The sequence below is a fragment of the Stenotrophomonas maltophilia group sp. Smal12 genome (genome assembly GCF_037079935.1).
Lineage (GTDB): Bacteria > Pseudomonadota > Gammaproteobacteria > Xanthomonadales > Xanthomonadaceae > Stenotrophomonas > Stenotrophomonas sepilia.
This window is the reverse complement of record NZ_JBAWUK010000038.1, coordinates 37142-51853: the sequence shown is the minus strand read 5'-3', so window position 1 is coordinate 51853 and position 14712 is coordinate 37142. Positions and strand designations below refer to the sequence as shown.

The 14712-nt window shown below is 66.5% G+C and carries 9 protein-coding genes; 6 read left to right on the top strand and 3 right to left on the bottom strand.

What is annotated here, in order from left to right; genetic code table 11:
* Nucleotides 1–284: 284 nt before the first annotated feature.
* Nucleotides 285–2249 carry an oligopeptide transporter, OPT family gene (locus tag WDC87_RS15990; RefSeq protein WP_072168689.1) on the bottom strand — a complete coding sequence of 655 codons (1965 nt, stop codon included), beginning with the start codon at nt 2247–2249 and terminating at the stop codon, nt 285–287.
* 200 nt (nt 2250–2449) lie between these two features.
* On the opposite strand from WDC87_RS15990, the gene WDC87_RS15985 reads away from it, so the two are divergent.
* Nucleotides 2450–3598 carry a DUF1624 domain-containing protein gene (locus tag WDC87_RS15985; protein WP_072168688.1) on the top strand — a complete coding sequence of 383 codons (1149 nt, stop codon included), beginning with the start codon at nt 2450–2452 and terminating at the stop codon, nt 3596–3598.
* 79 nt (nt 3599–3677) lie between these two features.
* Entirely contained in the window at nt 3678–5432 is a 1755-nt protein-coding gene (locus WDC87_RS15980; RefSeq protein WP_180890469.1) for an oligopeptide:H+ symporter, read from the top strand.
* A gap of 56 nt (nt 5433–5488) precedes the next feature.
* Here WDC87_RS15980 and WDC87_RS15975 read toward each other — a convergent pair whose 3' ends face one another.
* Together WDC87_RS15975 and WDC87_RS15970 are read right to left on the bottom strand one after the other, a co-directional pair.
* Nucleotides 5489–7477 carry a prolyl oligopeptidase family serine peptidase gene (locus tag WDC87_RS15975; protein WP_088496413.1) on the bottom strand — a complete coding sequence of 663 codons (1989 nt, stop codon included), beginning with the start codon at nt 7475–7477 and terminating at the stop codon, nt 5489–5491.
* A gap of 163 nt (nt 7478–7640) precedes the next feature.
* Nucleotides 7641–8276, bottom strand: a complete 636-nt coding sequence (locus WDC87_RS15970) for a LysE family transporter (protein WP_072168685.1) — start codon at nt 8274–8276, stop codon at nt 7641–7643.
* A 138-nt stretch (nt 8277–8414) separates the two neighbouring features.
* Between WDC87_RS15970 and WDC87_RS15965 the strand changes: the two genes are divergently transcribed.
* The 4 genes from WDC87_RS15965 to WDC87_RS15950 all read left to right on the top strand — a co-directional run bounded on the left by WDC87_RS15965 (nt 8415) and on the right by WDC87_RS15950 (nt 14557).
* Complete coding sequence (locus WDC87_RS15965) at nt 8415–9320, top strand: LysR family transcriptional regulator ArgP (RefSeq protein ID WP_072168684.1); 906 nt, start codon at nt 8415–8417, stop codon at nt 9318–9320.
* A gap of 166 nt (nt 9321–9486) precedes the next feature.
* Nucleotides 9487–10071 (top strand): hypothetical protein, encoded by a 585-nt coding sequence (locus WDC87_RS15960; protein ID WP_072168683.1) that lies wholly within the window; start codon nt 9487–9489, stop codon nt 10069–10071.
* Between the two features lie 257 nt (nt 10072–10328).
* Complete coding sequence (gene mqo / locus WDC87_RS15955) at nt 10329–12020, top strand: malate dehydrogenase (quinone) (RefSeq protein ID WP_252745251.1); 1692 nt, start codon at nt 10329–10331, stop codon at nt 12018–12020.
* A gap of 329 nt (nt 12021–12349) precedes the next feature.
* Nucleotides 12350–14557, top strand: coding sequence for a TonB-dependent siderophore receptor (locus tag WDC87_RS15950; RefSeq protein ID WP_252745249.1), 2208 nt, complete (start codon nt 12350–12352; stop codon nt 14555–14557).
* The last annotated feature ends 155 nt before the right edge of the window (nt 14558–14712 follow it).

Below are 14712 nucleotides of genomic sequence, written 5' to 3'. Positions count from 1 at the left end.
CGGCGGGGGCCCCGCGCTGCCGTGTGGGACTTGGTTTTTTGTTTTTTATTGGGGGGGGGCCCCCAAAAAAAAAAAAAAACTTTTGGACCCCCCGGGGCGGGGGGCCCCCCCGCGATGGGGTGGGGGGGTCGGGGGCCTAAGCCCAAAAAACGCACCGCCCGGGGGGGGGGGGTTTTGGGGGGGGGGCGCGGGGGGGCCCCCCCCCCCCGGGCGGGGGGGGGGGGGGGGGGGGCCCCCCCCCCCCCCCCCCACTACCCGTTGCACCCAGGGTCAGAGCCCGCCCCTTACGCCTTGGCGTACTTGCCGGTGCGGTAGATCAGCCAGCCGACCAGGAACAGCACGGCCAGGCCGATCCACTGTGCGCCCGGCAGGTGGAACGGCACCGCCAGCACGTCGGCACGGCTGCTGATCACGATCGGAATCGCGATGGCGATGCCCATCAGTGCCTCACCGGTGATCAGGCCGGCGGCAAACAGCACGCCCGGCTTGTGCACGCGGTCGCGGCCTTCTTCGTCATCGGCGCGCACCTTGTGGAAGCGCTCGACCAGATGGGCGATCAGGCCGCCGAGGAAGATCGGCACCATCAGTTCCAGCGGCAGGTAGATGCCGATGGCGGCGGCCAGCACCGGCACGCGGAAGCGCGCGTTGCGTGACTTCAGCCAGCTGTCGAAGGCGATGATGGCAGCACCGACCACAGCACCGATGCCGATGAAGGTCCACGGCAGTTCACCACCGAACAGGCCCTTGGCCACCGAGGCCATCAGGTTGGCCTGCGGCGCAGCCAGCGCGTTCGGGTGCAGCTCGGACTTCACGCCGATGCCGTAGGCAGTGGCCAGCAGGTTCAGTACCGGGGCCATGATCAGCGCGCACGAGAACGCACCGATGCCCAGCATCAGCTGCTGCTTCCACGGGGTGGCACCGACGATGTAACCGGCCTTGAGGTCCTGCAGGTTGTCACCACCGACCGCAGCGGCGCAGCACACCACCGCACCGATCATGATCGCAGCCACCGCACCCAGCGGTGCACCGCCGGCACCGACCGGCTTGAGGCCGTCAGCGCCCAGCAGCACGACCAGCACGGCCGAGGCGAACAGGATGGTCGAGATGGTGATGCCCGAGACCGGGTTGTTGGACGAACCGATCAGGCCGGCCAGGTAGGCCGAGACCGAAACAAACAGGAAGCCGGCGACGATCATGATGAGGGTCATCGGGATCGACACGTGCCACTGGCCGACGATGGCCTGATACAGGGCCAGCAGCGGCAGCACGAACGCCACCAGGGCGACCAGCATCCACTTCATCGGCAGGTCGCGCTCAGTGTGCGCCAGCACCGGGCCGCCACTCTTGCGGGCCGCGGCGAAGCCGCTCTTGACGCCGTTGAGCAGCGACTTGCGCAGCGAGATCAGGGTCCAGATGCCACCGATCAGCATCGCACCAACGCCCAGGTAGCGCATCTTCGCGCCCCAGATGGCGAACGCGGCCTCGGTGGAGGAAGCCGCGGCAACCGACGCGGCCAATGCCGGATCGGTGTTCATGAAGAACGCCTGGTAGATCGGAATGGCGATGTGCCAGGTCAGGATCGAGCCGGACACCACCACGATGCCGACGTTGAGGCCGACGATGTAGCCCACGCCCAGCAGTGCAGGCGACAGGTTGGTGCCGATGAAGGCGGTGACCTTGGAGCTGCCGACATAGGCCGAGGTGGCCCAGGCGTCCGGGATCAGGCGCATGCCGCTTTCCGCGGCCAGCTTGACGAAGGCGCCGATCACCGCCGACAGGCCCAGGATCTTCAGGCCCGGACCCGGGTTCTCACCGGCCTTGAGCACTTCCGCCGCCGCCTTGCCTTCCGGGAACGGCAGCGGGTCTTCGACGATCATCGAACGGCGCAGCGGCACCGAGAACAGCACGCCCAGCAGGCCGCCGAGGCCGGCGATGCCCAGCACCCACCAGTACTTGAAGTCCGGCCAGTAGCCCATGATCACCAGCGCGGGGATGGTGAAGATCACACCGGCGGCGATCGATGAACCGGCCGAGGCACCGGTCTGCACGATGTTGTTTTCAAGGATGGAGCCACCGCCCAGCAGGCGCAGCACGCCCATGGAAATCACCGCGGCGGGAATGGCGGTGGCGATGGTCAGGCCTGCGAACAGGCCGAGGTAGGCGTTGGCGGCCGACAGCACCACCGCCAGCACGATGGCCAGGGCCACTGCGCGGAAGGTGAGCTGCTTGGGCGCAGCGTCGTGGTTCATGGAAGCCCCTGCTGGCAAAAAATCCCTGTCACGCTAGCGTTCAGGGCAGATCAAGTCCAGCGTGCCAAAGGATGGGGGCGTGCGCTGCAGCGCAACGGGCCAACACGTGGCCCGGCAATCGACCGACCCGGCAAAGTCCGGATGGGCGCGCCGCAAATGATATGTTATATCTTAATTCTACCTTGTTCTTACTGCATCGCATGCCCCCTTCCCCCTCCCCTCGCCTGGCCTCCATCGACCAGCTGCGCGGCACCGTGATGCTGCTGATGCTGCTGGACCACGTGCGCGAGACCTTCTTCCTGCAGCACCAGGTGAGCGACCCGATGGATGCAGCGACAGTCTCTCCTGCGCTGTTCGCCTGCCGCCTGCTGGCCCACCTGTGCGCACCCGTGTTCGTCCTCTTGACCGGCCTGTCGGCCTGGCTGTACGGCCAGCGCCAGGCGGATCCGCGCCGGGCCACGGCCGCGTTCCTGCTCAAGCGCGGCCTGTTCCTGGTGGTACTGGAGCTGACCCTGGTGAACTTCGCCTGGACCTTCCAGCTGCCGCCGGACACGCTGTACCTGCAGGTGATCTGGGCCATCGGGCTGAGCATGATCGCGCTGGCCGGCCTGCTGTGGCTGCCACGCCCGGCGCTGCTGATGCTGGCAATCGCGGTGGTGGCCGCGCACAACCTGTTCGACGGCATGCGGGTGCAAGGCGATGGCCTGCTGGCGGTGCTGTGGAAAGTGCTGCATCAGCGCGGCTGGATCGAGGCTGGCGCGCTGCGCCTGCGTACCTCCTATCCGGTGCTGCCGTGGATCGGGGTGATCGCACTGGGTTATCTGATGGGGCCCTGGTTCGCCCGCGAGCGCGCGCCGGAGCAGCGCCAGCGCTGGCTGCTGTGGACAGGCTTCGGCGCGCTGGCCCTGTTCGCATTGCTGCGGTTCGCCAACCAGTATGGGGATGCTCCCTGGTCGTACCAGACCACTACGCTGCGCACGTGGTTGAGCATCTTCAATGTCACCAAATACCCGCCGTCCTTGCAGTTCCTGCTGCTGACCCTGGGGGTGGGAATGTTGCTGCTGCGGCTGTACGAATGGCCGCCGCTGGCGCGGGCACTACAGCCGCTGGCCGATATCGGCGCTGCGCCGATGTTCTTCTACCTGCTGCACCTGTACGTACTGAAGGGGCTGTACCTGGCCGCGTTGGCGGCCTGGGGGCCGACCCATGGCGAGCTGTATGCCCTGGATTCGGTCAGCGGCCTGCTGCTGGTGGCCTGTGCGCTGGCGGTGGTGCTGTACCCGCCGACGCGGGCCTTCGCGCGGTTCAAAGCGCGAAGGCGCGATCTGCCTTGGTTGCGATACCTGTGATCGCCCAGGCCAGTCCGGCAATCCACGCATGGCGTGGATCTACTGAAAGCGGATCAGGTCACAGGCCTATAATTCCGCGATGAATTCCACCGCTATCGCTTCCGACGACTTCCTGGGCCACCCCAAGGGCGTCTACGTCTGCTTCTTCACCGAAATGTGGGAGCGCTTCTCCTTCTACGGCATGAAGGCGCTGCTGCTGCTGTACCTGACCAAGTACCACCTGTTCGGCGACAAGGCCGGCCTGGACCTGCTCGGTGCCTACGGTGGCCTGGTGTACTGCATCCCGGTGTTCGGCGGCATGCTGGCCGACCGCTGGCTGGGCATGCGGCGGGCGGTGCTGTTCGGCGGCATCCTGCTGGTGCTCGGCCACCTCGGCATGGCCTTCGAGGGCCGCGCCGCTTACCGGGTAAACGGCGAAGTGGTGCGCGACACCTCGGCACTGGCGGTGACCTACCTGTCGCTGGCGCTGATCATCATGGGCGTCGGTTTCCTCAAGCCGAACATTTCGACCATCGTCGGCAAGCTGTACGCCAAGGACGATCCGCGTCGCGACTCGGGCTTCTCGCTGTTCTACGCCGGCATCAACCTCGGCGCGCTGTTCTCTTCGCTGGTGTGTGGCTTCCTCGGTGAGGCCTATGGCTGGAAGTATGGTTTCGGTGCTGCCGGCATCGGCATGCTGGCCGGCCTGGCGATGTTCCTGTGGGGCCAGAAGTACCTGCAGGGCCATGCCGAACCGCCGCAACCGGCCGCGCTGAAGCAGAAGGTGCTGGGACTGCCGCGCGAATGGCTCATCTATCTGTGCGCGGTGCTGGGTGTGCTGCCGGTGGCGTGGCTGATGTGGGCTGCCGGCAACGGCGCGTTCGCGCTGGGCGGTGAAATCAGCCTGGCGCTGATGCTGATGCTGGTGGTGCTGGGCGGCGTGCTGGTCTGGTTCGCCTGGTTCACCGGCAGCAAGTGCACGCCGGTGCAGCGCCAGCAGATGATCGCGCTGATGGTACTGATCTTCCTGGCGCTGGTGTTCTTCACCATGTACGAGCAGTCCTACGGCTCGTGGGTGACCTTCACCGACCGCCTGTTGACCAAGGACATCGTGCCCTCGCTGGTGATCACCGGCGGCACGCCGCTGCCGTGGTCGATCCTCTCGCTGCTGCTGGCACCGCTGGGCTTCGTGATCAGCGCGCGGCTGTCCGAGCGCCGCCCGGGCTCGTCTGCACCGCGCACGTTCTTCGCCGCCATCGTCGTGCTGATGCTGGTGCTGCTGGTGCGCGACTGCCTGGTGATCCCGCAGACCGCCGGCTCGCTCACCTATCTCGGCGGCCTGTTCCTGGTGCTGCTGGCGCCCGTCTTCGCCGCGCTGTGGACGTGGATGGACCGCCGCGGCTGGGAGCCGGGCAAGCCGGTGAAGTCGGCCTGGGGCCTGGTGATCGGCGCACTGTCGTTCTTGCCGCTGGCACTGGCGGCGCAGCAGGTGGGCGCCACCGGCGAGATGGCCAGCGTGTGGTGGCTGGTGCTGGCCTACTTCCTGCTCGCCAGCGGCGAGATGTGCCTGTCGCCGGTCGGCCTGTCGGCAGTGACCCAGCTGGCCGTGCCGCGGGTGATGAGCCTGATGATGGGCACCTGGTTCCTGGCCACCGCATTCTCGGAGACGCTGGCCGCGCTGTTCGGCAAACTGGCCGCGATCGAGGTGCCGGAAGGCGAATCGCTGGACATGGTGGCCGCAGCCGGCGCCTACGCGCACCTGTTCTGGCTGCTGATGTGGATCGGCCTGGGTTGCGCACTGGCGGCCTTCATCGCCGCACCGCTGCTGAAGAAGATGATGCACGGGGTGAAGTAAACCCCGCGCTTGCGGAAAACCAGGGCGGCGGAACGTTCATCCGCCGCCCTGTCAGCTCAGGGCGCCTTGTCCTTGCCGGTCGCAGGCGCGGCCGTCGCGGTCTTGCCACCCAGGCTGCGCGCCAGGAAGGCCAGCAACTTGTCGTAGTACTCGCTGCGATGGGCCTCGGTGTAGAAGCCGTGGCCTTCGGTCTTGTAGTACAGGCTTTCCACCGGCGTGCCGGCGCGCTTGAGCGCCGCTTCCATGCGTTCGGTGTGCTGGATCGGCGCGCGCTTGTCCTCGCCACCGGCGGCCAGGAACACCGGCACCTTGATCCGTTCGGCCAGGTTCACCGGCGACACCGCACCCAGCTTGGCCGGATCCCCCAGCCATTCGCGCAGATAGGTCACGCCTGAACCCCGGTCCTGGATGTCGCCGCGGGTGTACATCATCGGCAGGTCGTAAACCCCGACATAGCCCGCCGCGCACTGATACAACCCGGGTTCGCGGGCGGCACCCATCATCGCCGAGTAGGCCCCGTAGCTGGCGCCGTAGATACAGATGCGACGGCCGTCGGCGATGCCTTCGCTGATTGCCCAGCGGGTGGCATCAGTGACATCGTCCTGCATTGCCGCGCCCCACTGCTGCGCACCGGCCTGGGTGTGGGCCCGGCCGTAGTTGCCCGAACCACGGAAGTTGACCTGCAGCACGGCATAACCGGCCGCGGCCAGCATCTGCGTTTCGCGGTCGTACTGGCCGGAATCGAAGATGTCGAACGGGCCGCCATGCGGCATCACCACCATCGGCAGGTTGCGCCCGTCGCTGCCGGCCGGCAGGGTCAGGAAGCCATGCAGCGGCAGGCCATCGCGGGCCTTCAGTGCAATCGGCTTCACGCTGGCACTACGGTCAACGTCGATCCAGTCGCTGCGGCTGATCAGGTGATCAGCCTTGCGCGCCACCGTGTCGTACACGTAGAAATCGCCCGGGTTCGAGCCCGACCAGGTTTCCACCAGCACGACACGGCCATCGCGGGTGCTGGAGGTGATGTAGACGGGCCCTCCGAAGGCGGCTTCCAGGCTGCGGTACAGGCGCGCCTCCGGCGACTTCTCGTCGAAGAACCGGGTACGCGGCGTATCGCCCAGATACAGCGCGCCCACCGGCACGTGGGTGCCGGGCCGATGGATGATGCGATACGGATTGACCACCTCGTCGCGCAGCAGCGTGGCACGCTCGCCGGTCTGCGGGTTCCAGCTGACGATCGCATCCGGGCCCTGGGCCTGCTCGACGTTGAGGTAGGCCAGGCTGTCATCGGCCGAGAAGCCGAGGGCGGTTTCGATGCGCTTGCTGACCGCCTCGTCGTTGATCAGCTTCCAGGTGTCGCCGCTGCGTTCGCGGAAATACAGCTTGTTGATGTTGTCGCTGCCCGAGCCGTGCACGAAGCGGACCTCGCCGGCGCCATCGGTGGTGAATTCGCCGCGCCGTACCGGCGAAGATGCCACCCGCGCACGGCGGCCGGTGGTCACATCCATGCGATCGACGCGGGTGAACGGGTCCTCGGCCAGCGGCCATACGGTCACCAGCACGTTGCGCTCGTCGCCCGGCAGGTCGTCGGCCAGGAAGGCGGCCACTGCTTCGACTTTCTTCGGCTGGATGCGGGTCCCCGGGCCCTTGCTTTCGACGCGATAGCCGACCAGCAGCTCGCCACGGTTGCCGTTGGCGTCGACGGCATAGAGTTCGCCGGTGGGATTGGGTTGGTCGAGCGAGCCCCACTTCTGGGCCAGGCCGATCAACAGGCGTTCGTTGCTGACCCAGTCGAATTCCTGCGCGTGGTTGCGGCTGGGTGGCCAGAAACTGCCGACCAGCTGCTTGTCCTTCAACCGCAGGATCGCGATCGCGGTGCTGTCTTCCCTCGGCACCGTTGCCGCTACGTACTCGCCCCCCGGCGAAATCTTGATGTCGGTGAAGGTCTCCCGGCGCAGGTACTGCGTCAGGTCCACCGCCCCCACGCTGCCTGCGGCAACGCCCCCGATGACGGCCAGTGCGGCCGCCAGAATCGTCTTGTGCATCCTTCCCCTGCTCCTGTGGACACCTTGTCCTGGTGGCCGATTCTAGGCAGGGCCATGCCTTTCCCGCCAGAGCCGGAAAAGACGACGGCACCGTTGCCGGTGCCGTCGTTGCCACTACCTTGGAGAGAGAGTCAGGACGTGGGTTCGGGGGGCGTGCGCCGGGTCAGTGGACCCCGCGCACCGCCAACATGAGGGCCAGGATGCTGAGGATCACGGCGATGGTGCCGTCGAGCACGCGCCAGGTGCTGGGCTTGGTGAACAGCGGCGCCAGCAGGCGTGCGCCGAGGCCCTGCGCGGTCAGCCACAGGCAGCTGGCGGTGACCACGCCGGCGGCGAAGGCCATGCGGGCGTTACCGAAGTTCTCGGCGATCGAGCCGATCACCATCATGTCCAGCCAGAAGTGCGGATTGATCAGCGAGAAGCCGACCGCGGCCATCAGCACCGCGCGGCGGCTGCCGTCGTCGCTGTCAGCCTCGCCCATGCCACCGCCCCCCGCGATTGCACGGCGTGCCGACTTCATCGCATACCAGGCCAGGAAGGCGACGCCGGTCCACAGCACGGCGCTGGTCAGCCACGGCAGCGCCGAGGTGAGCGTGCGCAGGCCGGCCACGCTGGCGAAGATGAAGATGGCATCGATGGCCGCGCAGGTGGCGACCACCGGCACGATGTGCTTGCGCAGGATGCCCTGGCGCAGAATGAAGGCGCTCTGGGCGCCGACCACGGCGAACAGGCCGATGCCGGTGGCTGCACCAGAGAACCAGGCACCGAGGCCGGTGCTGGCGGAGATGACCGAGAACATGGGATTCACTGCCTTGTATTGCTTGGGGGGACGGTGCCTCGCGAAGGCGGACAGCACCGGAACGGGCGCTATTGTCGCGCCGCAACATGAAAAAGACGAGCTAAACTTCCTAAATCAACATTAGCGGAGCTTAATTCGATGCGTATCGATCATGCCCAGCTGCGCGCCCTGGCCGCGGTGATCCGCGAAGGCAGCTTCGACCGCGCCGCGCAGTCGCTGAATGTCACGCCCTCGGCCATCTCGCAGCGGGTCAAGGCACTGGAGGACCGGATCGGCCGCCTGCTGGTCAAGCGCGGCACGCCGGCCACCGCCACCGCCGAGGGGCAGCTGCTGGTGCAGCTGGCCGAGCAGACCGCCCTGCTCGAACACGATGCGCTGCACCGGATGGGCCTGGCCGATGAGGATCTGCCCCAGGCCAGCATCCCGGTGGCGGTGAACCACGACAGCCTGGAAACCTGGTTTCCGCAGGCGGCCCACCAGTTCGCGCAGAGCACCGGCACCACCTTGGACCTGCGTGTGGAAGACCAGGACCACACGGTGGAGCTGCTGCGCCAGGGCACGGTGCTGGGCGCGGTGACCACCCTGGACGAGCCGGTGCAGGGCTGCCAGATCCATGCGCTGGGCAGCATCCGCTATGCAGCGACCTGCACCCCCGAATTCCGCGAACGCCACTTCGCCAAGGGCGTGACCGCGCAGGCTCTGGCGCAGGCCCCGGTGCTGGTGTTCAACCGCAAGGACGAAATGCAGTCGCGCTTCGCCCGGCGCATGGCCGGCGACGACCTGCCCAGCACCGCACCGACCTGGTGGATTCCCTCCACCCGGGCCTTCGTGCAGGCCAACCTCGGCGGACTGGGCTGGACCATGAACCCGCTGCCGCTGGTCAAGCGCCACCTGGACGCAGGCCGCCTGGTCTACGTGCGCCAGCGCGCGTGGGAAGACGTGCCGCTGTACTGGCAACACTGGAAAGGCGACGTGCAGACCATGGCTCTTCTGACCCGCGCGGTGCTGGATGCGTCCTCGGCGCTGATCCGGCGCAAGCGCTGAGCTGCACAGCGACAAGGGCGTGGAGGGATCAAGTCGCTTCCGCCGTGCAGGCCGTATGGCCTGATACGACTTGATCCCCGGCGTCCCCTTTTTCGGCGCGTGACCGGGGTCCGTTCCGGGGCGCCCGGTTGTGCCAGCATCGCAGCACCCGACACGGAGCGCCGCGATGCAGACCGATCCGCTGTTCCTGCACATCCGGGTGGTGATGGGCATCATCCTCGGCCTGTCGATTACCACCGTGCTCAAGGGCCTGGCGCAGATCATCGAGCATCCGCAGCGCCGCGGCTGCTCGGCCCTGCACCTGGGCTGGGTGGCGTGGACGCTGATATCGCTGGTGACCTTCTGGTGGTGGGAGTTCCGCCTCATCGAGGTGCACCGCTGGACGTTTGAAACCTACCTGTTCGTGATCGTGTACTGCGCGACCTGGTTCCTGCTGTGCGCGCTGCTGTTTCCCGACGACCTGCGCGAATACGGCAGCTACGGGAACTATCTCATGCAGCGCCGGCGCTGGATCTTCAGCGTGATTGCTGCACTGACCCTGCTCGACCTGGTCGATACCGCCATCAAGGGCAGCAGCCGCTGGAAGCTGCTGGGAGCCGCGTACCCGTTGCATGCCGTGTTGATGCTGGCGGTGGCGGTGCTCGGCTGGCGACTGCGCAGCCAACGCACACAGCTGCGCCTGGTGCTGGCAACGCTGGCGTACCAGATCGGCTATTTCGCCGTGGAATACTTCACCGTCGGCAGTGACTGACCCGGCTGCCTGCACTCCCGGGAAACGCCTTCGACGCCCCGCGGCCGGGCGGCATCGGCATCCGCAGGGACGGCCGCGTCGCCGGGCATGGCCTGGCGCTATGGTAGAGGACCGCCGACCGGATGCTGCGTTGCATCAAAAACGGACCGGATCCGGTTAGAATCGCACCTGGATGCGGCAAGGCGTTGTTTCTTCACGCCCTTTCCCTGCCCCACGCGCATCCTGACCCCTTCCCCTCCGCCAACGATCCCGCCCCCATGAAGAAATTTGGCAAGGCTCTTCTCGCCCTGCTCGTGCTGCTGTTGCTGGCCGCCGCGCTGTTCCTGTACTGGCCGCTGACCCAGCGCTCGGTGCCCGCCGCCAGCAACGACAAGCCCGTCGATGTGGTGCTGGTCGGCGCCGGCATCATGAGCATTACCCTGGCCACCTACCTGCAGGAACTGCAGCCGGACTGGAACATCCAGGTCTACGAACGCCTCGACGGCGTCGCCGGTGAAAGCTCCGACGGCTGGAACAACGCCGGCACCGGCCATTCGGCGTTCGCCGAACTGAACTACACCCCGGAACTGCCCGATGGCAGCATCGAGACCAAGCGCGCGGTCGGCATCGCCGAATCGTTCGAGGTCTCGCGCCAGTTCTGGTCGCACCAGGTGAAGGAAGGCCGGCTGAGCCAGCCCAGCGACTTCATCAACCCGACGCCGCACATGAGCTTCGTCTGGGGCGATGACAACATCGCCTACCTGCACAAGCGCCAGCAGGCGCTGGTGAAGAACCCGCTGTTCTACGGCATGCAGTACTCGGAAGATCCGGCACAGATCAAGCAGTGGGCGCCGCTGCTGATGGAAGGCCGCGACCCGAAGCAGAAGGTGGCCGCGACCTGGATGCCGCTCGGTACCGACGTCAACTTCGGTGTGATCACCCGCCAGCTGACCGCCGGCCTGCAGCGCAGCCCGAACTTCAGCCTGCACCTGAACCATGAAGTGACCGCGCTGCGGCAGAACGCCGACAAGAGCTGGAACGTGACGGTGAAGGATCTCAAGGCCGGCACCGAAACCACCACCCACACCCGCTTCGTCTTCATCGGTGCCGGCGGCGCCGCGCTGAAGCTGCTGCAGATGTCCGGCATTCCGGAGTCGAAGGACTATGCCGGCTTCCCGGTCGGTGGCCAGTTCCTCGCCTTCCAGGGCCAGGACGTGACCTCGCGCCATGGCGTGAAAGCCTACGGCATGGCCGAGACCGGTTCGCCGCCGATGTCGGTGCCGCACCTGGATGCGCGCAAGCTGGACGGCAAACCGGTGGTCCTGTTCGGGCCGTTTGCGCTGTACAGCACCAAGTTCCTCAAGCACGGCTCGTGGTGGGACCTGTATTCCTCGGTGACCCACAACAACGTTGGCCCGATGCTGGAAGTGGGCAAGGACAACCTGGACCTGGTGCAGTACCTGATGGGCCAGGCGCGCCTGAACGATGCCGACCGCCAGGCCGAACTGGTCAAGTACTTCCCCAATGCCGAGCCGGGTGACTGGAAGCTGGTCACCGCCGGCCAGCGCGTGCAGATCATCAAGCGCGATCCGCTGAAGGGCCCGGTGCTGCAGTTCGGTACCGAGATCGTGACCGACAAGGACCACACCATCGCCGCACTGCTCGGCGCGTCGCCGGGCGCGTCAACCTCGCCGCCGATCATGCTGGACCTGATGGCCAAGGCCTTCCCGGACCAGATGAAGGCCGGTTGGGAAACCCGCCTGCGCGAGATCGTGCCGTCGTATGGGCGCAAGCTCAACGACAGCCCGGCGCTGGTGAACGAGATCCGTACGCTGACCAGCCAGACCCTGCACCTGCCGTACCTGGAGGTGCCGGTGGATGCGAACGCGGCGGTGCCGGCTCCGGCCGCTGCGGCTCCGGCTCCGGCGAAGGAAAAGCGCAATGCCAATGAGGAACTGCAGGCTCTGTAAGCCCGCGCGTTCCTTCGATGCAGACGGACGGCCACCTTCGGGTGGCCGTTCTCGTCTGGGCGGCCACCGGATGTAGAGCCGAGCCTGCGCTCGGCTGCTCTTCGCGGCTGCCAACAGCCGAGCATGGGCTCGGCTCAACAGGAAGCCTGCTGGATGCCGGAAAGCCTCTACGCAATGACACGAATTGTAATCTTGTTAAGAATTATTTACATTTGCGTCCTGCGCAGTGATCGCGCCTCTCCAGAAGGACATGACCGTGCCCGAAGCCGCCGCCCCGGGTGCTGGACGACTGTTGCCGCCCTTCCCCGTTTCCAAGCCTCGAGCCCACCATGCCCCTGCCTGTCCGTAACCGCCTGCCCCGCCGCGCGCTGCTGTCGGCTGCCCTGCTTTCGTCGCTGACCCTGCTGGTCACGCCCGCCGCGTTCGCCGCCACCGATGCCGCCGCCGATGCCAAGACCCTGGACCGGGTCAGCGTCCGGGCCGAGCGGTCCGCTCCGCCGGCCAGTACCACGCGCCTGCCGATCACCCTGCAGGAAACCCCGCAGTCGGCCACCGCGATCAGCCTGCAGCGCCTGCAGGACGAATCACTGTTCAGCATCAACGATGTGATGCGCAACGTGACCGGCGTCAGCGTGTCCTTCTATGACACGCAGCGCCCGCTGTACTACGCGCGTGGCTTCGCCATCACCGACTTCCAGGTCGACGGCATTCCCACCTACAGCGGCTCCACCAACCAGGAATACGACACCGCCTTCTACGACCGCATCGAAGTGATCCGCGGTGCCAACGGCCTGCTCAGCGGCGCCGGCGTGCCGTCGGCCACGGTCAACCTGCTGCGCAAGCGCCCCGGCAAGGAATTCGACGCGTCGTTCGCGGTCAGCGCCGGCAGCTGGGACTACCGCCGCATGGAAGCCGATGTCACCGCGCCGCTGACCGATGACGGCCGTTTCCGCAGCCGCGTGGTCGCCGCCTACACCGATCGTGGCCTGTATTACGACCGTTACGACGAGAACAAGATGGCCGGCATGGCGGTGCTGGAAGGCGATGTCACCGACAGCACCACCCTCACCCTCGGCTACCAGACCCAGGACAACAACCCGACCGGTTCGACCTGGGGCACCGTGCCGTTCTTCGACAGGCAGGGCAATTTCGCCCATCTGCCGCGCTCGACCAACCTGTCGCCGAAGTGGAGCTACTGGAAGCGCGAGAGCAACACCGCCTTCGCCAACCTGGAACAGCGCTTCGGCGACAACTGGCTGCTGAAGATCAACACCGCCTACACCCGCGGCAACGTGCAGAACGTGCGCCTGTACGGCACCGGCAACCCGGACCCGGTGACCGGCTCGGGCATCTTCCTGCGTGCGGCCGCCGGTGATTCGAAAGACACCCGCCGCAATGTCGATGCTTACCTGACCGGCAGCTTCCCGCTGTTCGGCCGCGACCACGACCTCACGGTCGGTGCCCAGTGGTCGGATCTGGAAGGGACCACGAACACCGTGGCGCTGAACTTCCCGAGCGACTGGGCAACGTGTGTCAGCGCCACGGGTGCACGCGAGCGCTGCTACTACATCCCCAACGTCTACAGCTGGAACGGCGATATCTCCGAGGTGACCTACCGCCGCACCGGCGCGCGCCGCGTGGCCAAGACCACGCAGAGTGGCGTCTATCTGGCCACGCGCCTGCACCTGGCCGATCCGCTGTCGCTGATCGCCGGTGCACGCCTGAGCCGGTGGGAAACCCTCACCCGCTCCTACAACGCCGCCGGCGCCTATACCGGCACCAGCGGTGCGTACAAGGTGAGCGATGAAGTCACTCCGTACGTGGGCCTGGTCTACGAGATCACCCCGAACGTGTCGGCCTATGCCAGCTACACCGAGATCTTCAATCCGCAGAACTACAAGGACCGCAACGAGAACCTGCTGGCACCGGTGCAGGGCTCGAACCTGGAAGCGGGCCTCAAGACGCAGTGGTTCGATGGCCGCCTGACCGCAAATGCCGCTGTGTTCGAGGCCAAGCAGGACAACTACGCGGTGCGTGACATGGGCGTGCCGGAGGGTTCGCTCAGCGACGGCAGCTCGGCCTACATCGGCGTCAACGGTACCAAGGCGCGTGGCTGGGAGATGGATATCAACGGCGAAATCCTGCCGGGCTGGACGGTCAATGCCGGCTACACCCACGTCAAGGTCACCCGCGCCGCCACCGACCTGCTGTACGCCAACCCGCCCAAGGACCTGCTGCAGCTCAACACGCAACTGCAGCTGCGCGGTGCGCTGGAACGCCTGAGCATCGGCGGTGGCCTGCAGTGGCAGAGCAAGGTGCAGGGCTACAACATCGCCTACCCGCTGGGCGGCACGGTGACCGTGAACCAGCCGGCGTACATGCTGGTGCAATTCAATGCCAACTACCGCATCAGCGACAGCTGGACTGCAACGCTGAGCGTGCGCAACGCGCTGGACAAGACTTACTGGGCCAACCTGGACTACAACAACTACGGCGAGCCGCGCTTCGTATCGGCCAGCCTGCGCTGGAAGTTCTGAGCCACCTGCGAACCGGTGGGTGCCGACGGTTGGTCGGCACACCCCACACCCCACACCCTGAATGGGCCCGCCTCCGCGCGGGCCCTTCTTTTTGCTGCACTGCAGGTTGTACCCACTTCGTAATTATGCCGTAATTATCTCAACACCCGTCGGAA